At 46.9% G+C, this 21,468-nt stretch carries 21 protein-coding genes and 3 tRNA genes; 3 read left to right on the forward strand and 21 right to left on the reverse strand.

All coding sequences use genetic code 11. From position 1 onward, the window contains the following. Nucleotides 1-153: 153 nt before the first annotated feature. The 3 genes from CRN96_RS08225 to CRN96_RS08235 all read right to left on the reverse strand — a co-directional run bounded on the left by CRN96_RS08225 (nucleotide 154) and on the right by CRN96_RS08235 (nucleotide 570). Nucleotides 154-227 (reverse strand) — tRNA-Gly (locus CRN96_RS08225). Nucleotides 228-279: 52 nt separating this feature from the next. Beyond that, nucleotides 280-364 (reverse strand) — tRNA-Leu (locus CRN96_RS08230). A 134-nt stretch (nucleotides 365-498) separates the two neighbouring features. Further along, nucleotides 499-570: transfer RNA gene (locus CRN96_RS08235), tRNA-Glu, on the reverse strand. Between the two features lie 403 nt (nucleotides 571-973). Here CRN96_RS08235 and CRN96_RS08240 point away from each other — a divergent pair. Next, nucleotides 974-2,509: a catalase gene (locus CRN96_RS08240; protein ID WP_097041553.1), complete on the forward strand. Its 1,536-nt coding sequence runs from the start codon at nucleotides 974-976 to the stop codon at nucleotides 2,507-2,509. Between the two features lie 49 nt (nucleotides 2,510-2,558). On the opposite strand, the gene CRN96_RS08245 is transcribed toward CRN96_RS08240, so the two are convergent. The 15 genes from CRN96_RS08245 to CRN96_RS08310 form a co-directional block, all read right to left on the reverse strand. Then, nucleotides 2,559-4,706 carry a Tex family protein gene (locus CRN96_RS08245; RefSeq protein ID WP_097041063.1) on the reverse strand — a complete coding sequence of 716 codons (2,148 nt, stop codon included), beginning with the start codon at nucleotides 4,704-4,706 and terminating at the stop codon, nucleotides 2,559-2,561. Nucleotides 4,707-4,769: 63 nt separating this feature from the next. After that, nucleotides 4,770-5,546, reverse strand: a complete 777-nt coding sequence (sigB, locus tag CRN96_RS08250; protein ID WP_097041065.1) for an RNA polymerase sigma factor SigB — start codon at nucleotides 5,544-5,546, stop codon at nucleotides 4,770-4,772. Next, on the reverse strand, nucleotides 5,521-5,997 hold the full coding sequence (gene rsbW / locus CRN96_RS08255; RefSeq protein ID WP_097041066.1) for an anti-sigma B factor RsbW: 477 nt from the start codon (nucleotides 5,995-5,997) through the stop codon (nucleotides 5,521-5,523). The genes sigB and rsbW overlap by 26 nt, the downstream gene beginning before the upstream one ends. 2 nt (nucleotides 5,998-5,999) lie before the next feature. Next, nucleotides 6,000-6,326 (reverse strand): anti-sigma factor antagonist, encoded by a 327-nt coding sequence (locus CRN96_RS08260; protein ID WP_097041069.1) that lies wholly within the window; start codon nucleotides 6,324-6,326, stop codon nucleotides 6,000-6,002. 98 nt (nucleotides 6,327-6,424) lie between these two features. After that, on the reverse strand, nucleotides 6,425-7,438 hold the full coding sequence (locus CRN96_RS08265; RefSeq protein ID WP_143544308.1) for a SpoIIE family protein phosphatase: 1,014 nt from the start codon (nucleotides 7,436-7,438) through the stop codon (nucleotides 6,425-6,427). Nucleotides 7,439-7,469: 31 nt separating this feature from the next. After that, the gene (locus tag CRN96_RS08270) at nucleotides 7,470-7,853 is read right to left on the reverse strand and encodes a type II toxin-antitoxin system PemK/MazF family toxin (RefSeq protein ID WP_097041071.1); all 384 of its coding nucleotides are present in this window, start codon (nucleotides 7,851-7,853) and stop codon (nucleotides 7,470-7,472) included. After that, nucleotides 7,854-8,024, reverse strand: a complete 171-nt coding sequence (locus CRN96_RS13270) for a hypothetical protein (protein ID WP_179647156.1) — start codon at nucleotides 8,022-8,024, stop codon at nucleotides 7,854-7,856. A gap of 61 nt (nucleotides 8,025-8,085) precedes the next feature. Beyond that, complete coding sequence (gene alr, locus CRN96_RS08275) at nucleotides 8,086-9,234, reverse strand: alanine racemase (RefSeq protein ID WP_097041073.1); 1,149 nt, start codon at nucleotides 9,232-9,234, stop codon at nucleotides 8,086-8,088. Between the two features lie 12 nt (nucleotides 9,235-9,246). Continuing rightward, entirely contained in the window at nucleotides 9,247-9,594 is a 348-nt protein-coding gene (gene acpS, locus CRN96_RS08280) for a holo-ACP synthase (protein ID WP_097041075.1), read from the reverse strand. Further along, nucleotides 9,591-10,064, reverse strand: a complete 474-nt coding sequence (locus tag CRN96_RS08285; protein WP_097041077.1) for a PH domain-containing protein — start codon at nucleotides 10,062-10,064, stop codon at nucleotides 9,591-9,593. Before CRN96_RS08285 ends, acpS begins: the two co-directional genes overlap by 4 nt. Then, on the reverse strand, nucleotides 10,021-11,586 hold the full coding sequence (locus CRN96_RS08290; protein WP_097041079.1) for a PH domain-containing protein: 1,566 nt from the start codon (nucleotides 11,584-11,586) through the stop codon (nucleotides 10,021-10,023). Before CRN96_RS08290 ends, CRN96_RS08285 begins: the two co-directional genes overlap by 44 nt. Continuing rightward, complete coding sequence (locus CRN96_RS08295) at nucleotides 11,579-12,043, reverse strand: PH domain-containing protein (protein WP_097041081.1); 465 nt, start codon at nucleotides 12,041-12,043, stop codon at nucleotides 11,579-11,581. Before CRN96_RS08295 ends, CRN96_RS08290 begins: the two co-directional genes overlap by 8 nt. Nucleotides 12,044-12,153: 110 nt before the next feature. After that, nucleotides 12,154-13,641: a degradosome RNA helicase CshA gene (gene cshA, locus CRN96_RS08300; RefSeq protein ID WP_097041083.1), complete on the reverse strand. Its 1,488-nt coding sequence runs from the start codon at nucleotides 13,639-13,641 to the stop codon at nucleotides 12,154-12,156. A 72-nt stretch (nucleotides 13,642-13,713) separates the two neighbouring features. Continuing rightward, nucleotides 13,714-14,418: an alpha/beta hydrolase gene (locus CRN96_RS08305; RefSeq protein ID WP_342745144.1), complete on the reverse strand. Its 705-nt coding sequence runs from the start codon at nucleotides 14,416-14,418 to the stop codon at nucleotides 13,714-13,716. Next, nucleotides 14,408-15,769: a UDP-N-acetylmuramoyl-tripeptide--D-alanyl-D-alanine ligase gene (locus CRN96_RS08310; protein ID WP_097041088.1), complete on the reverse strand. Its 1,362-nt coding sequence runs from the start codon at nucleotides 15,767-15,769 to the stop codon at nucleotides 14,408-14,410. Before CRN96_RS08310 ends, CRN96_RS08305 begins: the two co-directional genes overlap by 11 nt. A gap of 125 nt (nucleotides 15,770-15,894) precedes the next feature. Here CRN96_RS08310 and CRN96_RS08315 point away from each other — a divergent pair, with 125 nt between their 5' ends. Next, the gene (locus tag CRN96_RS08315) at nucleotides 15,895-17,076 is read left to right on the forward strand and encodes an FtsW/RodA/SpoVE family cell cycle protein (protein WP_245844593.1); all 1,182 of its coding nucleotides are present in this window, start codon (nucleotides 15,895-15,897) and stop codon (nucleotides 17,074-17,076) included. 38 nt (nucleotides 17,077-17,114) lie between these two features. Here CRN96_RS08315 and CRN96_RS13460 read toward each other — a convergent pair whose 3' ends face one another. Beyond that, nucleotides 17,115-17,264, reverse strand: coding sequence for an Lmo0850 family protein (locus CRN96_RS13460; protein WP_269063303.1), 150 nt, complete (start codon nucleotides 17,262-17,264; stop codon nucleotides 17,115-17,117). A gap of 135 nt (nucleotides 17,265-17,399) precedes the next feature. Here CRN96_RS13460 and cls point away from each other — a divergent pair, with 135 nt between their 5' ends. Then, complete coding sequence (cls, locus tag CRN96_RS08320) at nucleotides 17,400-18,881, forward strand: cardiolipin synthase (RefSeq protein WP_097041092.1); 1,482 nt, start codon at nucleotides 17,400-17,402, stop codon at nucleotides 18,879-18,881. 40 nt (nucleotides 18,882-18,921) lie between these two features. Here cls and yidC read toward each other — a convergent pair whose 3' ends face one another. Together yidC and CRN96_RS08330 are read right to left on the reverse strand one after the other, a co-directional pair. Beyond that, nucleotides 18,922-19,797, reverse strand: a complete 876-nt coding sequence (yidC, locus tag CRN96_RS08325; RefSeq protein ID WP_097041095.1) for a membrane protein insertase YidC — start codon at nucleotides 19,795-19,797, stop codon at nucleotides 18,922-18,924. A 572-nt stretch (nucleotides 19,798-20,369) separates the two neighbouring features. Beyond that, a complete protein-coding gene (locus tag CRN96_RS08330) occupies nucleotides 20,370-21,269 on the reverse strand; it encodes a nuclease-related domain-containing protein (protein WP_097041097.1) in 900 nt (299 codons plus the stop codon). Nucleotides 21,270-21,468: the final 199 nt, after the last annotated feature.

Raw genomic sequence — 21,468 nt, forward strand, 5'->3', positions numbered from 1 at the left:
CATAAATGGAAAGCTCATCTTGAGCTCGTATGATACTGACAGTATCAATTGCGTTTTGCGTTGGTCGCCTCAACTGCTTCCATAATGGAAGACTTGTTTATCGGAATTAACGTTGACATATTGTCATTCAGTTTTCAATGTTCTTAAATGTAATGGAGCGGGTGATCGGAATCGAACCGACGACATCAGCTTGGAAGGCTGGGGTTATACCACTTAACTACACCCGCATTTAATTTTAGTATATAATAGTAATTGTTTGAATCAGTATTGCAAGATTGATGCGGCTGAGAGGACTTGAACCTCCACGGGATTAACTCCCACTAGGCCCTCAACCTAGCGCGTCTGCCGATTCCGCCACAACCGCTCATCATTATAATGTTGCTTTTCAGTGCTTCGCTTCTTTTTTTAGCGACAAGAACCATTGTATAACATATAAATCATTATGTCAATGAGTTCGTCTATTTTGTTTTAAAAACTTTTTTCTCTAAAAAGAAGAAGTGACCCGTACGGGATTCGAACCCGTGTTACCGCCGTGAAAGGGCGGTGTCTTAACCGCTTGACCAACGGGCCATTGCTTAGTGCAACGATATTTATAATAAAGGTTTATGTTAAATAAGTCAATACATTTTTACGTGTTTTTAACATTTCCTTTATACTTTTTTATTTGACTGCCCTTTTCGATGATTAAAACCGGCATTTTAAATTTTTCCTTCTATTAAAGGCAGTTTTCATGTCTCTGAGATGTTTTCCATCTCCTAGACCCGAACATCTCTATTTAAAAATATTTTACATTACTTGGGGCTTATTTGCTTGAAATTACTTAGCAATGTGTTAAACTTTATTTATAATCATTCTAAACAAGAATGTTATAATAATAATTCTCGGAGGGATATTATTAATGACTAACGAAAACCAGAATCAGTCTAAAGATGAATTCACTGGCAATCCAAAAGATGAGTTCGCTGGTACTGCAATGGCGGGCGGCGCTCATCAGGGCAGGGAGCAAGGCGCGAACAAGCCTGCAGACCACCTGACTACATTATTCGGTGCGCCGGTCGGCGACCGTGAAAACTCTGCCACTGCCGGTCCACGTGGTCCAATGGTGATGCAGGATCCATATTTCCTGGAGCAGATGGGACATTTCGACCGCGAAGTGATTCCTGAACGCCGTATGCACGCCAAAGGTTCAGGTGCTTACGGAACTTTCACTGTAACTCATGATATCACTAAATATACGAAAGCTAAGATTTTCAGCGAAGTCGGCAAGAAAACTGAAATGTTCGCACGTTTCTCCACTGTAGCAGGCGAACGCGGTGCAGCAGATGCTGAACGTGATATCCGTGGTTTTGCACTCAAGTTCTACACTGAGGAAGGCAACTGGGACCTCGTCGGTAACAACACACCAGTGTTCTTCTTCCGCGACCCTAAGCTTTTCGCAAGCCTTAACCACGTTGTAAAACGTGACCCTAAAACGAACATGCATAACCCGCAAAGCAACTGGGATTTCTGGACGCTGCTTCCTGAAGCACTCCACCAGGTGACGATCATCATGACGGACCGTGGTATTCCAAAAGGTTTCAGAAACATGCATGGTTTCGGTTCACACACATACAGCATGATCAATGCTGACAATGAGCGCGTATGGGTGAAGTTCCACTTCAGAACACAGCAGGGCATTGAAAACTACACAGGTGCAGAAGCAGAAGAAGTCATTGCTAAGGACCGTGAGTCTTCACAAAGAGACTTGTTCAATGCGATTGAAGAAGGCAACTTCCCTAAATGGAAAGTTTACATCCAGGTCATGACTGAAGAACAGGCTAAAAATCATTACCATAACCCGTTCGATCTGACTAAAGTATGGTACAAAGGTGAATATCCATTGATTCCTGTAGGTGAGTTCGAACTGAACCGCAACCCTGAAAACTACTTCGCAGAAGTTGAACAGGCAGCGTTCGCACCGACGAACATCGTCCCGGGCATCGGTTTTTCACCGGATAAAATGCTTCAGGGCCGTCTGTTCTCCTATGGAGACACTCAGAGATACCGCCTTGGTGCGAACCACCATCAGATTCCGGTCAACTCGCCAAAAGCTGCGCAAAACGTCTGCCCGTTCAGCCGTGACGGCGCAATGAGGGTTGATGGCAATATGGGTTCACATACGAACTACTACCCTAACAGCTACAGCCAGTACCAGGATCAGCCGGAAGTGAAGGATCCGGGTCTCGAAATCGAAGGTTTGGTTTACGAGCATAACTTCCGCGAAGATGATAACAATTATTACGAGCAGCCAGGTAAACTCTTCAACCTTCTGTCTGAAGAAGATAAACAGAATCTCTTCAAAAACACGGCAGACGAAGTTGGCGGCGCATCAGTACAGGTGCAGCACCGTCATATCTTCAACTGTTACCAGGCAGACCCGGCTTACGGCCGCGGTGTTGCCAATGCTCTCGGCATAGACATCAATGATGTTGAGCTTGAAGACAAGAGCGTTCACCTACTCGATAAGTAAACGCAAAAAAGTACAGGTCAATTGACCTGTACTTTTTTTGTCTTTATTTTTAATTGTTCATATTTTTCATCGTCAGGGATATTCTGCCCTTCTTCAAATCCACATCGAGCACTTTCACTTCGACGATGTCCCCCGTGCCCACCGCTTCCAATGGATGTTTGATGAAACGATCCGCCAATTGCGAAACATGGACAAGTCCGTCCTGCTTAACACCGATATCGACAAAGGCACCGAAGTCGGTCACGTTCCTCACAGTCCCTGACATCCTCATCCCCTGCTTCAAGTCTTCCATATTCAATACATTGGATTTCAGCATCGGAGTCTCATAGTCATCCCTGATGTCCCTCGTCGGTGATTTCAGACTTTCAACAATATCCTCAAGCGTCGGCTCCCCTACGGAGAGTTTTTCTGCATATTCCTTTATATTGATGTCTTCAAGCTTCCGCCGCGTCTCATCCGAGCCGATCTGCTCTTTTTCGATTCCAAGCTGTTTCAATAATTCATTTGTGGTTTCATACTGTTCGGGGTGGATCGGTGTCCTGTCGAGCAGCTCCTCCCCCTCCGGCAGGCGGAGGAATCCGATGCACTGTTCATATGTCTTCTTACCGAGCCTCGGCACTTTGCCGATCTCCCGGCGGTTTTTGAACCGGCCGTTCTCAAGCCTGTAATTGACGATGTTTTTACTGATGGAGGGCGATAAGCCCGCTACATGCTCAAGCAATGTCACGGATGCCGTATTCACGTTCACCCCGACCTGGTTCACACTCGTCTCCACAACGAAGTTCAGTGATTCGGTCAAATATTTCTGATTGACATCATGCTGGTACTGGCCGACACCTATGGATTTCGGATCGATTTTCACCAGTTCACTGAGCGGATCCTGTACACGTCTTGCGATTGAAACGGCACTTCTTTCTTCGACATTGAAATCAGGAAATTCATCCCGTGCAATCTGTGATGCCGAGTAAACACTCGCTCCCGCTTCATTGACGATGATGAACGGTACGTCGAGATTTTCTTCAGTCAGGAGTTCGGCAGTGAAGTGTTCCGTTTCCCTCGAAGCTGTACCGTTGCCGATTGCAATCAGTGAGATATCGTGCTTTTTGATTATGCGGAGCATTTCATTTTTCGCTTCTTCCACTCTCTTTTTTGAAGTATGCGGATAGATGATGCTTTTATCCTGGAATTCCCCGTTATCATTGATTACGGCAAGTTTACATCCCGATCTGAAGGCAGGGTCGACCCCGAGGATTGTCCTCCCCTTCAATGGCGGCTGTAAAAGCAGCCGCTTCAGGTTTTCTTCGAAAATATCGACGGCATGCGCCTCACCTTCGACCGTCAAGTCATTCCGGACTTCGCGGTCGATGGAAGGGATGATCAGCCGCTTCAAACTGTCATCGATCGCTCTCTCCATATAATCTTTTGCCTTTGATTCTTCTTTGATGATCTGTTTGCCGATATAATTTTTCAGGCGTTCGAGGTCATGCACGAGTTTCACGTTCAGAACTTTGAGCTTCTCGCCCCGATTGATCGCGAGCACCCTGTGAGGCACGATCTTTTTGACCGGCTCCTCATAATCGTAATATATTTCAAATACTTTATTATCATCTTCTGCATTTTTCTTTTTGGTTGAAGTGATGGAGGAAGTGTCCTTCACCACTTTTAAAATGTACCTTCTGAACTTCGGTTCATCGGAAATGTCCTCGGCAATGATGTCCAGGGCGCCGCTGATTGCTTCATCAACTGAAGACACCTCATCATTCAGATGACTTTCCGCATACTGACGGATGTCAGCATCATCCTGGGCCTGTATGATTTTGGCGAGTGGTTCCAGACCTTTCCTTTTTGCTTCAGTCGCTTTCGTCTTCTTCTTCTGTTTGAACGGCCTGTATAAGTCTTCGACCCTGTTCAGCACGGTCTGCTTGTTGATTTCGGCCTTCAATTCCTCCGTCAGCATACCCTGCTCATCAATCAGGCGGATGACTTCCTCTTTCCGCTTCTGGAGCGATTCCATATAATTGTATTCGTCCGCAATCTGCTTGATGTCCTCCTCATTCATGCCGCCGGTCATCTCTTTGCGGTAACGGGCGATGAATGGCACCGTGTTTTTATCCTCGAGCAGCTCCAAAACATTCCTTATGTATTTTTCCTTGAATGACGTCGTTTTCTCCAACACTTTAATCAAACTTTGTGACATTATCGTTTCTCCTAAATTTCAGTATAGTATTAAAAATAAAAACCCCAACCGCACGGGTCGGGGTCATTCATTTTCCACAACTGCCTGACGCAGCTTATTGATCGCCGTTCTCTGCAGGCGGGAGACATGCATCTGGCTCAAGCCCACACGTTCTCCCGTCTCTTTCTGGCTCAGACCTTCCATGAAGGTGAACTGGATGATCTCCCTTTCCCTGTCGGTCAGTATCGGGAGTATCCTCTCCAGCATCAGCCTTTTCTCTGCAAGGTCGTAATTGTCATCCTGCTCACCCATCACATCAAGAAGGGTGACCGTGGAACTGTCCTTGTCGGCTTCAACCGAATGGTCCACGGATAATGCATTGTAACTCTGGCCCATTTCCATCGCTTCAAGCACATCTTCATCCGTCACCTCGAGATAATCTGCAATCTCCTGGATGGTCGGTGAGCGTTCAAGTTCGGCAACAAGGGTGTCGTTTGCATTTTTGATTTTCGGGCCAATCTCTTTGATTCGTCTCGGTACATGGACACTCCATGTTTTATCACGGAGATATCGCTTGATCTCACCGACGACTGTCGGCACCAAAAAAGCTTCGAAACGCCTGTCGAAAGAAGGATCGAACCTTTTTATCGCGCCAAGCAGGCCGACCATGCCGACCTGCACCAGGTCTTCATGATGGCTCTGCCCTTTGGAGTAGCGGTATGCAAGTGATTCAACAAGCTTCTGATAATGTTCAACCAGTTTGGTCTGTGCAATATCGTCACTTTCCTGCTGATAGCTCTTGATTAAAAAATTGATTTCCTCAGCAGAATATCCATTATCTGTTGCTGATTGTTTCCCCATCCGAATGCACCTGGCTTTCATCAATGTACTTAGTCATACTTATTGTAACACCTGGATCTTTTCTTACAACAATTTCATCCATCAGTGTATCAATTAAGAATAACCCGAGACCGCCCTCTCTCAAGTAATTGACGTTATCATCTTCATTATATGGGCCCAATTCAGATTTTATTTCTTCATAATTGAAACTTTGGCCTTTGTCGGATACGATGATTTCCACTTTATCGGCATAAACGGCGAATCCAACGAGGATCGTGCCGCCTTCATCTTCATCATAGGCATGCTTAACAGCGTTGGTGACGGCTTCGGAAACCGCAATTTTAGCATCCTCGATTTGATCATAAGTCGCGCCCACCCGGGAGAATATGCCGGATAGTGTGAGCCTGATCAGCCCAACGTATTCTGCACTTGATGGAAATTTCATCTCTATATAGTCATATTGATGACTCATCCTCATTCCACCTCCGATGATTCATTAATATGCATCAAGTCTCTTAAACCCGTGATTTCAAAGAGTCTCAAAATACGGTCGGAAACACCTGTCACACGCAGTTCTTTATCATGTTTGTTCAAATCTTTGAGTGTGCCTACGAAGATACCGAGTCCCGTCGAATCCATATATGAAACATCCTTCAAATCTATTTTCACATGATGGCTGCCGTCCTGTCTGATCGGATTCAGAACTTCCTGCAGTTCGGGGGCAGTATAGACATCAAGCTCCCCGCTCATGACAATGATATACTCATCTTTCTTTTCTTCTGTGCTTATGTTGATATTCATTATGTATTTCCACTCCTAACCAAATTCTAAACGCAAGTCATATATAATTACCCGTCCAGTATAAAGATAAACATACATGACCAATTTTTTTATGGATTTCACCCTGTATTTTTCAAGATGAATAAAGTGAGGTCATCTTTTTTATTGGCATGCTGCATGCGTGTCAGGGATTCATATACGTATTGGACGATATCCTGGGGGTGGTGGTCCTTCGTTTCATAGATCATGTCCTTGATATCATTCAAATCGATGAAAGTGTCATCATGTTTCCTAAGTTCCGTCACTCCATCGGTGCAGACGATCAGCATATCATCCTTTTCAAGCGTCACCCGGCGCTGTTCGTATTCCGCAGAATCCGTCACCCCGAGCACAATGCCTTTGGCATCGATTTCTTCGAACTCATTCGTTGCGCTCCTGTATATCAGCCCCGGTTCATGGCCGGCGGAAGAATAGTCGAGCGTCCCGGTCTTGAGGTCATAAAGGCCGTAGAACATCGTGATGAACATATTCTGGTTGACGTTTCTTTCGACCACCCTGTTGAGCTTCTGCAGACTTTCACTGGGATTGATGGTCGCACCTTGAAAATCCATGGCAAATTTGACCATGGACATCGCTATGGCCGCAGGTATCCCTTTACCGATGACATCGGCCACACCAAAACTCAACAAGGCGTTTTCATGATTGATGATATTGAAATAGTCCCCGCTCACCTTGCCGGCAGGGACGGAAATCGCTCCGATCTCCAGACTGTCCAGTACCGGTATCGGCGTTTTCAGCATTGTCTCCTGAAGGCTTGAAGCAACATCCAGCTCTTTGTCATGTGTCTCCAGTTTGGCCAGCATCGCCTTGTAGTCGCGGTATGTAAAGCCGAATGCAATCAGCACTTCCTGCAGTATGTTCAATGATGAATGTATCAATTCCCCGTCTTTGATGGACATCTCCTCGATGAGATCCATATGAAGGGTCACTATTTCCTCGGGCGAGGTATCGATTTGAATGACTTTATCACTGAACGTATGACACATTTCAATTGCTTCGTACTGTTGATCGTTAAAAAGGTACTTCGTCATGATATCCTTATATTCATTTGCTAAATCGTCTACATAGGTCAATCGTTGCACCTCCTTATGAATTGGGGCTATATCATCCCTCTGACCGCTTGGTCTTTTTCTTCTTCTTTTTCTGATTCTGATCCAATGCGAGACTGACTTTCAGGGCAGCATCCACTTCAGCCATTTTATCATCTTTCAAATATGTAAGTTTTTCCATCAGCCGTTTTTTATCGACGGTTCTGATCTGTTCCAATAAAATCACTGAATCCTTATCCAAGTTATATGTATCCTTTGAAATCTCCACATGTGTAGGTATCTTTGCTTTGTTGATCCTGCCTGTAACAGCAGCAACTATCACAGTTGGACTGTGATAGTTGCCCACATTATTCTGAATGATAACGACAGGTCTTTTACCACCTTGCTCGGAACCTTCCACCGGTGATAGATCCGCAAGATAAACTTCTCCTCTTTTCATCTATTCACCATCTTTTATATATTCAAGGTATCTTTCATTGCGCTTATGGGCTTCACATTCCACAATGTGAAACTCGCTGACGATTGAGAGATTGATATCCCTCATTTCAATATAACCCTTTTTAAGTGCTGTATCCAGACTGCTCGTGTTTGGCTGATCATTCAAATTCATAATTAATCACCCCTGGACGATAATATATATAATCTTACCATGTTGTTTCACAGGTGACTAGCTATTTCAATACCTCATTGTAAATGAAATCGACATCCTCGCCCGCGTACTGTCTCGGTATGCGCCGTGCAAGAAGCGTCAGTGATTCATACGGGATGGTGTCCACATAAGCACTGTACTCATCCATGGACTGCGGTGAATCGGGGTCATTGCTGATGATGCATGCGTGATCTCCGACTTTCGTGCCCTCGGGCACCCGCACCATGATGGCATCCATGCAGACCCTGCCGACCACAGGGCACTGGACGCCGCCCACTTCAATTTCATAACCGCTTCTTTTGCGGATGAAGCCATCCGCATAACCGATCGGCAGAGTTGCGACGGTTTCTTCCTGTCCCGCTGTATAAGTCCGCCCGTAGCTCACTGCATCCCCCGGCGAGAGCCGATGGACCGCCGCCACGCGCGCCGTCAGTTCTATGGAAGGCTTCAGCCGGATATCCGTTGCGGCCTTCGTCTCCGGACTCGGATAGTAACCGTATAATGATATGCCGATCCGGAGTGCATTGCAGAAATCCACATCATAACACAATGCGCCTGCAGAGTTTTGGATATGGACGTACCTTGGGCGTTCCACCTGGTCGATGATTGCACGGAACGCTTCGATTTCCTGTTCCGTGATATCCCGGTCTTCATCGGCGGAAGTCAGATGACTGAAGATACCTTCATATATGAAGCGGTCAAAGCCGTTGATCTCCTCGATCATGGCACGGATTTCCGCCACGTCTTGTGTACCATAGCGGTTCATGCCGGTGTTCACCTTTATGTGGATCCATACCTTTTTTTCATAAATGTCGTTCACATTCGATATGGCTTCCCTCACCCAATCGAGATCCGCCGCCGTCACCGCAACCCTGTGCTGGATGGCTTTGTTGATATCTTCAGGGTCGACCCGGCCGAGGACGAGGATTTTTCCCTTGGTGCCGTGCATCCTTAAATCGATGGCTTCATCCAGTGTCGCCACAGCAAAGTAACCGACACCCCTGTCTGCAAGATATCCGGCGACGGTGTTGCTGCCGAGCCCGTATCCGTTCGCTTTTACGACGGCGATGAACGTCTTGTCCGGGTGCCTGACCTGGATGACTCTGTAATTGTGGTGGATCGCTTCCAAATCTACATTGACCAATGTGCTTCTATAGTACCTCTCACTCACTGAACTGCCTCCTTATTGTGTTTCCAGAACAACCATCGCCATTGCGTAATCTTCCGAATGCGAAATTGAAACATGGGCCCGCCGGTCATTTACGAGGGATGGTTTTCCCCGGCTGTCATTCATGCAGTTGATCTCATTGAACGCTATGGATTCGCCTATGCCGCTGCCAAGTGCTTTTGCATATGCTTCTTTGACGGCGAAACGTCCTGCCAGAAACTCGGTCTGCCTGTTTTCATTGGAGATATTCCTGTACTTGTCGAACTCTTCGTCCGCCAATATCCTTTTGGCAAGACGGTGATCTTTATTCACTCTTTTTATGCGTCCTATCTCCACTATGTCTGTACCTATGCCTAAAATCATACTTCCACCCTCGATTGATTGTTGATGATGTCACGTATCATGATCCTCAGCTGATCTGCATCCCCTTCATGGAGTTCGGGGATATACACTCTTTCAGCCGGTGTCCTTAAACTGATGCCTTTCAGATTCATCCTTCTCATCAACGGACCGACTGTCGTATCGATGTTTTGAATCCTGTATATCGGCACGGTTTTCTGTCTTTTTATGAATATGCCTTCATGGACGTGGATTTCATCATCAAAGATGCCGTATCTGAAATAACGGAATTTCAATTTGGGCACGAGCCATATATCCACGATGACGATATATATTGTGATTAAAAGGAATACCGCAGGTATATACCAGGGCAGGAAATCCAGGACGGTGATGGAGAGGATGTACACCAGTGCCGTCGCGAGTAAAAATATGAACGCATAAATACCTGCTTTAATCCTCCACAATCTGATCGCTTTCGGAGAAATCTTCTTCATCCTTCCTGCCCCCTTCTTTTATCCAATCCCATATGATGCCGATATCCTGCCTGTCTATGAACCTGACCGTCGCAGTCGAACCGACGATGCCGGCCGCGGTCGTCACTGATATATTGGCAAGTTTTGAACGGATGAGAAATGGATTTTCCGTAATCTGACCCTCGATGACCTTATCATGCTTGATGACAAAATGGCTTCTCGTGAAAAATCCTGTTGTAAGCAGGTTGATCTCATCGTCCCTGATCACATAACCGTTATTCCTCGCCGCATAGACCCCGGCCGCGATCGTGACGGCAAGCACCCCGAGCCCAAGTATCCATGCCCAGCTGAGCAGGTAATACTGGACGGCTGCGGTGGCAAGGATCAGTATGACCGTCGAAATCTGGAAATATCTGCGGTAACCCCGGAGCGGCACGCAGCCGTCCGGCTTGATAACATCATAGTTCGGCAGTATCTCTTCAATGACTTCATACAAAGTGCCCCTTTTTATAAAAGGCATGAGTTCCACTGTGCTGGTTGCATCCTCGCCTTCGAAAGTGTCACTCGTTATCGTCACCGACAACGAATAATAACCGATCATCCGTCTGATCAGGGAATCCCTGATGATGATGTTCTGGACCCTGTTGACATTCACGCTCTTATGCTTCTTTTCAAGCAGGCCGTACTCCACTGCGAGATCATCGCCTTTTTTATACAACGCGTAATCATGATATTTGATGTAAAGGATGATCACCCCGACTGCATAGCCGACGGCCACGAAGAATATTACAGCGACCGACAGTGCAATCATGGAGTTTTGGAACAGGGTGCCGAAATAATCGATATATTGTTCCACGATGAACTGCGTGCCTATGATGTTCAGTATCGCAAAAACGATGGCGAGGAACGCCCCGAGTGCACCACTCGTCATGCTCATCAGCAGCAATTCCGCACGGCTCAGCCTGTGGAGCACTTCGAAAGTCCTCTTCGGCTGTACCTCGGCCGGTGCCGCGTCCCCATCCTCTCTTGGCCAGGGACTGGCATCACCGATGCGCACATTCTCAACATCCTGTTTATCCTGTGCAATCTTCTCCTGTTCATCGTAGATGATCGACTGCAGCGCTTCAGCCTGCGTTTTCTTCATAGTATCTATGACGATGCCTTCACCCGGTGTGAACACCTGGAGTTTCACGGCTTTGAACAGGCGGTGGAAAATCGGTTCCGAGAAGTCGATCGACTGGATCCGTTCTATATCGAATTCCTTTTCACGCCTTGTCAAAATCCCGTCCTTATAAATGAACTTTCCGTCTTCTATCCAGAATCTCGTCCTGTACTTATTGAGGAAGTCCAGTCCGCCGAACAGGATGACCAGGAGGAGGAATATCCCCACGACCCCAATGATCCATGGCAGTGAAATATTGCCGGACATGATCGTCTCCCTCTGGTTGAAGAAGACGATCACCAGAGGTATCCATAAATTCCTGAACGCATTGAGCACACTGCCCAGGTACGCAATCGGATGAAGCTTCTGAGGACTATACATCAGAAATCTCCTCCTTTACCATATCGATGATCTGTTTCTTGAGCTGCCTGCCTTCACTGATTTCAATCGGAGGCATATCTATGCCCATGCTGGCTGTTTTTGCGCGCAGGATGGAAAGGCCGTACCTTCTCGAGACCGGTCCGGTCGAGAGTTCCACGCCCTGTATCCTCTTGATCGGTATCAGGGTGGTCCGGATGATGATGAACCCCTTTTTTACGATGATCTGTTCTTCTGCAAGCTCATACCGCGTCACCCTGTAAAATATCAGGGGCCTGATGATTACGTTAATAATGAATAAAAGAATGAAAATACCGGCAGCAATCCATATGACGTAAACCGGCCAGTCAAACCACAGCGCAAGACCCGTGACGGCACCTGCGATGATGAACCAGAACAACATATCGATCATCGCCCTCACCCTCATGTAAGGTACAGCTTCACTCGATAATCTTTTCATATTGACCTTCCTTCGGCATAAAAGATTTTTCCTGCTCTGTTATTATACCTTCATTCACCATTATACTAAATAAAAGCATCCACCTTAAGGGGATGCTTTCATAAGTTTCATTATTTAAGGTGATCTTTGAATGTACGTCCGGTTTTGTTCCGGCGCTGCGACTGCGGCTTGCCGCTTCCGCCTCTGTTGTCGTTGCGTTTTTGCGGGCGCCCTTTTTTGGAACCTTTGTAGTTTGAAGAAGGTTTGCCGCCGCGGCGTCCGCCGCCTCCGCCTCTTTTGGATAACGGTTTTTCAAATGACAGTTGGATGTTTTCATCCTGTCTTGAAAACATGAATTCATTCAGCATTGCAGAAATGACATTTTCAGCGCCGTGCGCTTCAATTAATTTCTCTGCGATTTCCTTGGTCACTGAACTGTCGTCTTTTTCAATCCATTCTGTGATCTTATCGAACACTTCGTTCTGCCTTGATGCTTCAACCTCTTTTTTGTTTGGCGGTCGCAGGGAGCGGATGGTTTTATTCTTGTCGTTTTCAATCATCCTGAGATAATCCATCTCGACCGGATTGACGAATGTCAGTGCCATGCCTTTGTGGCCGGCCCTGCCTGTACGTCCGATGCGGTGCGTATAGCTTTCTGCATCCTGCGGGATGTCGAAGTTATACACGTGGGATACGCCTGAAATATCGAGGCCCCTCGCTGCAACGTCGGTCGCAACAAGTATATCCAGTGAATTATTCTTGAATTTCTTGAGCACTTCAAGCCGCTTCGACTGGGTGATGTCACCATGCAGTCCTTCGGCACGGTAGCCTTTCGCGATGAGTGCGCCCGTCAGTTCGTCGACCCGGCGTTTCGTACGTCCGAAGACGATCGCGAGTTCCGGCTGGTGCACATCCAGGAAGTCGGAGAATACATCGAGCTTTTCAAGCTCCTTGACGATCGTGTAGTTCTCATCGATCTGCGGGTTGTTTGCCGACTGGCTCATCGTCTTGACAATTTCCGGATTCACCATGAAGCGTGTGACCAGCTCCTGGATCGCCCTTGGCATCGTTGCAGAGAAGAGCAATGTCTGACGGCCTTCAAGCGGCACTTCGGACATGATGAATTTGACATCATCAATGAAGCCCATGTTCATCATCTCATCCGCTTCATCCAGTACAAGCATATTCACATCCTGCAGCTTCAATGTGCGGCGCTTGATATGGTCGATCATCCTGCCTGGTGTGCCGACCACTATTTCAGGCCTTCTCTTCAATTCCTTGATCTGGCGATCGATGCTCATGCCGCCGAAGATCACTGCTACGTGCAGCTTCTTATACTTCGCAAATTTGTTCAATTCCTCTGAGACCTGGACAGCCAGCTCACGGGTTGGTGTTAAAATGATATTCTGTATGCCTTCGCCTTTGACTGACTTCTCTATGATCGGTATGCCGAATGCACCTGTTTTACCCGTTCCTGTCTGCGCCTGGCCGAGTACATCCCGGCCTTCCAGTGCTATAGGAATACTTTTTTCCTGTATCGGTGTAGGTGTCTCAAATCCCATATCACTTACGGCTTTGAGTATTTCCTCACTGACACCTAATTCTTTAAAAAACTTCAACTTTTAGTCTCCTTTGACTCTTAACGTTCAATTATTTAGTATAACTACTCTATACTAACACCATTTACACGATTACTCAAGGACTCTTTTCATGTCCAGGAATAAAAAGCGTTCTGCAATGATGTTCAGCGTATGCTGGTGGTTTTCTGTATAAGCCATGATATGCGGTGCGTTTTCAATCAGTTCGAGCCGGCAGTTCTTCATTTTCTTCCAGGCATCCACACTCGACATATAAGGTACCAGCAGATCGATCGTCCCGTGGACGATCAATGTTTCCGATTCAATCTCCTCATAATTGGGCATCTTCGCATCCATGATGGCACGGAATTCGTTGAACGCCTGCAGGGATAATTTCGGCAGCCTGCTCCTCACGACATCCATCGTCTTCAGTTTGAAATGCTCGGCCAGGCCTTCCGGCCTGAGGTTCAGGCGTGCAAGCCGGTTGATATGCGTGTGTTCGAACGCCGGGGCGATCAGCAAAAGCTTATCCACATGGTTATGCTGTGCGATATGGCTCGCAAACAGACCGCCCATCGAAAACCCGATGATGTAGATTTCATCGACTTTGCGGGAGAGGACCTCGTATGCCTCAAATGCCTCCTCGTACCAGTCATCACCGGTCACATTGTTAAAATCCAGATGATGGCCGTGACCGGGATAGACCGGGAACTCGTACTCGAATTCATACCTGGATTTCAGATAACGGAACAGCGGCTCGAGTTCATAGCGTCCCCCGGTATATCCATGCAGGAATAAAACACCGATTTTACCAGATATGGCTCTTCACCCTCTCCATCTCCATGCCGCGTGAACCTTTCAAAAGCACCACCGTGTCTTCATCAAGCATTCCTTCAAGGTGTGCGGCGAGTGTTTCTATGTCGTCGAAATGCCGGCTGCCGGCGAGTCCCGCGGCCTTTGCTATGAATTTTGCATCACTGCCGAAAGTGAGCAGTTCGAAGTCACTGCCGGATCTTCCGATATGGTCACCGACGGATTGATGGAGTGCTTCACTGTATTCACCCAGTTCAAGTATATCCGCAAGCACCAGGATCTTTTTAGGGTAATCGAGGCCCGCCACTGTGTCCACCGCACTTTTCATGCTTGAAGGACTGGCGTTGTAGGCATCGTTGATGATGAGCGCTCCGCTCCGGTGGACAGCCTGTTCCATGCGCATCGATGACACATTCAGGTTTTTGAATCTGCCGGCGATCGCTGCCATATCTTTCCCGGCCGCTTCTGCTGCCAGCAGGCTGAGGGATGCGTTCATTGCATTATGACTGCCCAGCTGCGGGATGTCAACATGGAACCCGTCCATTTCAAATGAAGTGCCGTCCGCATTCTGTGTGATATTGGAGATGATATGATCGTTTTCTTCGGACAGGCCGGCACTCGTCATTTTAAAATGATGTGCCCCTTTCCCCGTCAATTCGTTCAGCAGGGGATAGTCTTTGGAGTAGATCAGCACCCCGTCCTCCTTCAGGCCGTCGACGATCTCATACTTCGCTTCTGCGATCTTTTCCCTGGACCCGAGCTTCTCTATATGCGATTCACCCACATTCGTGATGATTGCGATATCCGGCTTTGCGAGTGTGCTCAAAAAGTGGATGTCGCCTTTCTGATCCATGCCCATTTCGAGTATCGAGATTTCCGTGTCATCATCCAGCTCGAGGAGGGTCAGCGGGAGCCCGATTTCGTTGTTGTAGTTCCCCATGGTCTTTTTGACTTTGTGATCCTCAGCAAGCAGGCACTCCACCATATCTTTCGTCGTCGTCTTGCCGTTTGAACCGGTGATTGCGATGACTGTCGGATCGACCGCTTCCAGATGGCGCTTTGCAATCATCTGCAGTGCCCGGAGACCGTCTTCGACATGGATCAGGGGGTGGTCCTCATCCGTTTCTTCAAGCGGCACTTCCGTCAGCGAGACGCCCGCCCCTTTTGAAAATGCATCCTCTATGAACCGGTGCCCGTCCACATTTTCACCTTTGAAGGGGAGGAAGATATTCCCTTCTTGTATCGTCCTTGTATCTATGGAAGCCCCGGCGACGAACGTCTCCCCCAGGGCGGCGGCTTTTTCATTCATCCTGCCATTACAGTATTCAGCAACTTGATTGATGAAAATTCTGATCATTTTTTTATCCGTCCATTTCACAGTTATAATAAATTTGTTGAAATTTTTATATCATATGTCTCATATCCAATTATAAAATATAGTATACTTGAATTCACGATTTTATTTTGGATAGGGTGATATTCTTGCAAGATAACCAAGGATACAAAAGACAGAATGCCAATTTTCTGTCCCGCATCGACTGGATACTGGTGCTGCTGCTGGCTACACTCGCCCTGATCAGCATATTCACCATTTCATCAGCAATGACCAGCGGCCAGTATGAGACTGATTTTGCGGTGCGGCAGACTTTATTTTATATATTAGGCTTCATTTCATTATTCATCATCACTTTCATACCCGTAAAGTTTTTCAAGAATTACATATGGGTGCTGTACGGCATCGGTGTGTTGAGCCTCATCATCTTATTCATTGCGCCGGTGTCGTCGGTCACCCCGATCATAAACGGTGCCAAGAGCTGGTACCAGTTCGGCTTCATCAGCATACAGCCGTCGGAATTCATGAAGGTGCTGTACATAATGGCGATGGCCTACGTGATCCATCAGCACAACAAATACAGGATCACCACTGATTTAAGCGCCGACATCAAATTGCTCTTCAAGCTTTTCCTTGTATCCGTACTGCCGATGATCTTCATACTCTTGCAGAATGACCTCGGGACGGTCCTTGTCCTGATTGCCATATTGTTCGGGATGATCCTCGTATCCGGCATCAGCCTGTGGATCATCCTGCCAACGCTCGCCGTCGCTGCAACGACCGGAACGGCACTCATCCTCGGCATCCTTTACAGGCCGGATCTGCTGCAGACGTATCTCGGCATACGCCCTTACCAGTTTGAGCGCATATATTCCTGGCTTCAGCCTGAAATGTATGCCACAGAAGGCGGTTTCCAGCTGTCGAACTCCATGCGGGCCATCGGCTCCGGCGGGATTGAAGGCAAGGGATTCGGCCAGGGCATCGTCTATATACCCGAAAACCATACCGACTTCATCTTCACGATCATCGGTGAGGAGTTCGGTTTTCTCGGTGCAACACTCGTCATCGCCCTGTTGTTCATGCTCATGCTCCATCTTGTCAGGATCGCGCTGACGGTCAAAGATCCATTCTCTTCGTATTTCATAGCCGGATACTTATCGCTTCTGATATTCCATATTTTCCAGAATATCGGCATGACCATCCAGCTTGTCCCGATCACCGGCCTGCCGCTGCCATTCTTAAGTTACGGCGGAAGCGGCCTGTGGGCGAATATGATTGCGATGGGTATCGTAATGAGCATCTATTTCCATCAATACAAATTAAAGAGATAAAAAAAGAGCAGTCGGATTTTTATCCTGACTGCATTTTTTTAAATATTTTGTTCTTTTAGTTTTAATTTTTCGTTTGTAGCGATACGATTCATAATATCGAACCTTGAGCTCGAAACCTTTACCTTGACCCCGAGTTCATTTAGCAACGTGACGACTTGTCTGACTTTAGAATTGTCGATTTTGTGCATAATGACACTCCTATCTGATTGGTTAATTACATATTACCACTGTTCGCACCTGAATATCCATAACATTTTCAAATTAATTATTACGAATTTTAAAACTTCCCATTATAATATACAATAAGTGTGAGGTGAAATATTATGTCATGGCTGTCATTTGAGAATATCGACTGGAGTTTCGTCTTATCCATAGTGATTGCGGCCCTGTTCCTCGTGAATATACTGCTTGCGATCAGTATCATTTTCCTTGAGCGCAGAAGCGCCCAGAGCATCTGGGCATGGGTGCTGGTTTTATTCTTCATACCCATTTTCGGATTCATCATCTACATGGCCTTCGGACGGACGATTTATAATCAGGGCATCTTCAAAATCGATGAAAAAGACAAAGTCGGTCTGGAGCACCTTGTGCAGGAACAGCTGGAGGATATAAAGAATAAAAACTTCAGCTTCGTCAATCCCCTGGCAAATAAATATAAAAAGCTCATCCATATGCTGCTCTACAATAACCATTCTTTTTTGACCAATAATAATACAATCACCACTTATACGGATATGAATGAGAAATTCGAGGCTATGCTCGAAGATATCAAGAATGCCAAAGACCACATCCATTTTCAATATTATATTTTCCGGATGGACGGCATCGGTAAAAAGCTCTATAATGCGATGCTCGAAAAACAGAAGGAGGGCGTCTCGGTCAAGATCCTCTACGATGATATGGGATCCCGTGCTTTGAGCCTGCGCCAGTTCAGGAAGATAAAATCGTACGGTGGATGGGTTGAGGCCTTCTTCCCTTCCTTCCTGAACCTCATCAATCCAAGGATCAACAACAGGAATCACCGTAAGATCGTCGTCATAGACGGCGAGATCGGCTACATCGGCGGATCGAATGTCGGGGATGAGTACCTAGGAAAAAGCGAGAAATTCGGCGGATGGCGGGACACCCACCTCCGGATCAAGGGCAATGCAGTCAAGTCCTTGCAGCTCCGCTTCATGCTCGACTGGAACTCCCATTCGAAACGCCACAACCTTGTATACAACGAGCAATACTTCCCACCCATCTACAATGACGGCGACACTTATATGCAGATTGCTTCAAGCGGTCCGGATGAAGTGTGGCAGCAGATCAAATACGGCTATTTGAAGATGATCTACCGTGCAAAAAGCAATATTTATATCCAGTCGCCCTACTTCATTCCGGATCAGTCCGTTATGGAAGCACTGCGCATCGCGATACTCAGCGGTGTCAAAGTCCATCTGATGATACCGAACATGCCCGATCACCCCTTCGTCTACTGGGGCACTTATTCGAGGGCAGGCTCCCTCGTCAAGATGGGTGCAGAAGTGCATGTCTATGAGAAAGGGTTCCTCCATCAGAAAGTGGTCCTTATAGATGACGAAGTTGTGAGTGTCGGGACGACCAACATAGATAATAGAAGCTTCCTTCTGAACTTCGAAGTGAATGCCTTCATATACAGCAGGCGGGAAGCTGAGAAACACCGTCATATATATGAAGAAGATGTGAAGCACAGCACCCGCCTCACCGAGGAGATATATGAATCGCGGAGCAAATGGATCAAGGTGAAGGAAGGCATCGCCAATTTGATTGCGCCGATACTATAAAAAGAAGCGGTTGAGTATTATACACTCAACCGCTTTTGTATTATGCTTTTTTTCTGCGCTTCTTTTTATTCTTAGGCATCAATTTGGCGTTCTTCATGCGACGCTCTTTTTCAGCCTGCTCGCGCTCGTGTGCTTCGATGATCGGTGCCATTTCTTCGTTGACTTTCTTCTTCCAGAAGGTGTTGCCTGCCCATGTCTGGAAAATAAGGAATATACCGCCGACAGCCCAGTACAGAGGCAGTGCCGAAGGAGAAATCAAGGAAATCCAGACGATCATCAATGGTGAAATATACATGAAGAGACGCATCTGTTTACGCTGCTCTTCGGAAACGAACTGCATTGAAACCCATGCCTGTCCAAGGTAGACGAGACCTGCGATGATTGTCATCAGAATGTTCGTCTGCGTCAGATCCATCCACAGGAATTCCGGATATTCAGTGATGCCGCCCTCTGAAGGGAATCGCAGCGCAAAGTAAAGCGCCATGACGACCGGCATCTGCAGGAGGATCGGCAGACAGCCCATGTTCAGCGGGTTGATGCCGTGCTTTTTGTAAAGACCCATCATTTCCTGCTGAGCTTCCATCTTCTCTTCCTGAGTTGTTGCGACTTTGACCCTCTTCTGGATCTCTTCCATTTCAGGTTTGACGATCTTCATCTTCTCGCGCATCATCATCTGGTTCTTATATGTATTCATCATGAACGGGAAAATAACAAGACGGACGATCAGTGTGATGACAATGATTGCCAGACCATAGTTGTTGCCTAAATTATCACCGAGAAAATGCAGTAGATTATCCATTGGCTGGACAAATGTATTAAAGAAGAACCCATCTCTGTTTTCTTCCTGAGAATAATCACAGCCTGCCAATAAAAGCACAAGCCCCATCATCCCAGCCAGTAACCATTTCTTATTCATTCTTTCACCTCAAAAATTTATCTCACATAATAGAAATTGTACCATAATTCCATATCTAAAAAAATAAATATTATGTTCATTATGCGAACTTTCCCGGTTTCCGGTAAGTTTGAACAGATTAGGTTGAAGTGTCGGGTTGATGGGGATGTCTTTATTTGTCTAGTCTCAATTTCTGTTCTGATCTTCTATATTTGCGGAACCTTAAAGTGTTTTTAGGGTCAACGTTGCGAATCGAGCACCCGGGTTCGCAACCTCAGGCCGAGTGCCGGGGCAACGTTGCGAATCCAACGTCCGTTTTCGCAACCTCAGGCCGAGTGCCGGGTCAACGTTGCGAATCCAGCACCCGTTTTCGCAACCCCAGGCCGAGTGCCGGGGCAACGTTGCGAATCCAGCACCCGTTTTCGCAACCTCAGGCCGAGTGCCGGGGCAACGTTGCGAATCCAGCACCCGTTTTCGCAACCTTAAGCCGAGTGCCGGGGCAATGTTGCGAATCGAGCACCCGTTTTCGCAACCTCAGGCCGAGTGCCGGGTCAACGTTGCGAATTCAGCACCTCAATATTTCTAATACGCATTCAAAAAGATATATGGCTCTTCTTTCGATGTCTTCTGACACAGCTTTCCGAGATTTCTCCACCCGAAAATCTGTTTATAATAGTCGGTGTGATCTCCCACGTCCGATTAAGGGTCTTTATTTCGTAGATAAGTCTCTTAATCACCTCAAGTAGCGTCCAGGTGCTATCGCAGCTCGGACATCTGAATCTCTGCTGATTATGTCGGGCTGCCCGCTCCCCACAATCCCGGCAGAACACTCCTTCCGTCAAATCTTCAAATAAAACCCCGACATCGCCCTGGTATTGGGATTCGACCAATCGCTCCGCTTCAAGTCTCCCGACCAGATCAGAGTGGTCATAGCGGTTTGGGTGCAGCACCTTCCTCAACTTCTTCCGCATATTGCTCCATACGAGGATTTCAGGCTTATCGGGCAGCCTGAATATCGTCTGCTTCCGATTTATGAAAACGATCGTGCCATAGAGGTTGATGTTGAAACCCGCCTTGTCCAGGAATCCCTGCAGCGCGGCTTTCTGCCTCCCCACCTGCAGCATCGGATCCCCGAACTTCCTGCCATTTTCATATGTCCACTGATCCTCTACGTAAATCAGGTCAAAATTATAGTTTTTCACTTCAAAAGTGAGCATCCTGTCCCCGGCGATGGTGATGTTATCGATCTGGATTTCCTGGTCGACACTCGACTCCGCCTTCGTCTGACTGCCGTTCCTTCCAACTTTAAAACAAAAATCCTTCATGTGAATAAACTCCACGTCTCCAAAGTCTTCCTCCAGAATACGATCGAACTCCACTTCGCCTTCATAACCGCCCGCCAATACTTTCAGCTCGTTCAGATCTGCTTCCGATAAATCGCAGCGGTATGACAGTATTTCCAGCTGCCTGTGTCTCCGGCTTTTATTTCTCAATGGCTTTCCCCCTTATAAATTGTCCTCCTTTGTATAATATTATGGATTTGAATTGTGCACACATCGCAACAATTCAATTTCTGACGGTAAAATATACAGTTATTCAAATTCCGGCCCTGATTTTCAACAGATTTAGGAAAACTGCGCACAGAAATACAATAATCGTAAAAAACAAAAAAGTACGGACAAGCATCACTTG

The sequence above is a fragment of the Salinicoccus kekensis genome (genome assembly GCF_900220995.1).
GTDB classification, from domain to species: domain Bacteria; phylum Bacillota; class Bacilli; order Staphylococcales; family Salinicoccaceae; genus Lacicoccus; species Lacicoccus kekensis.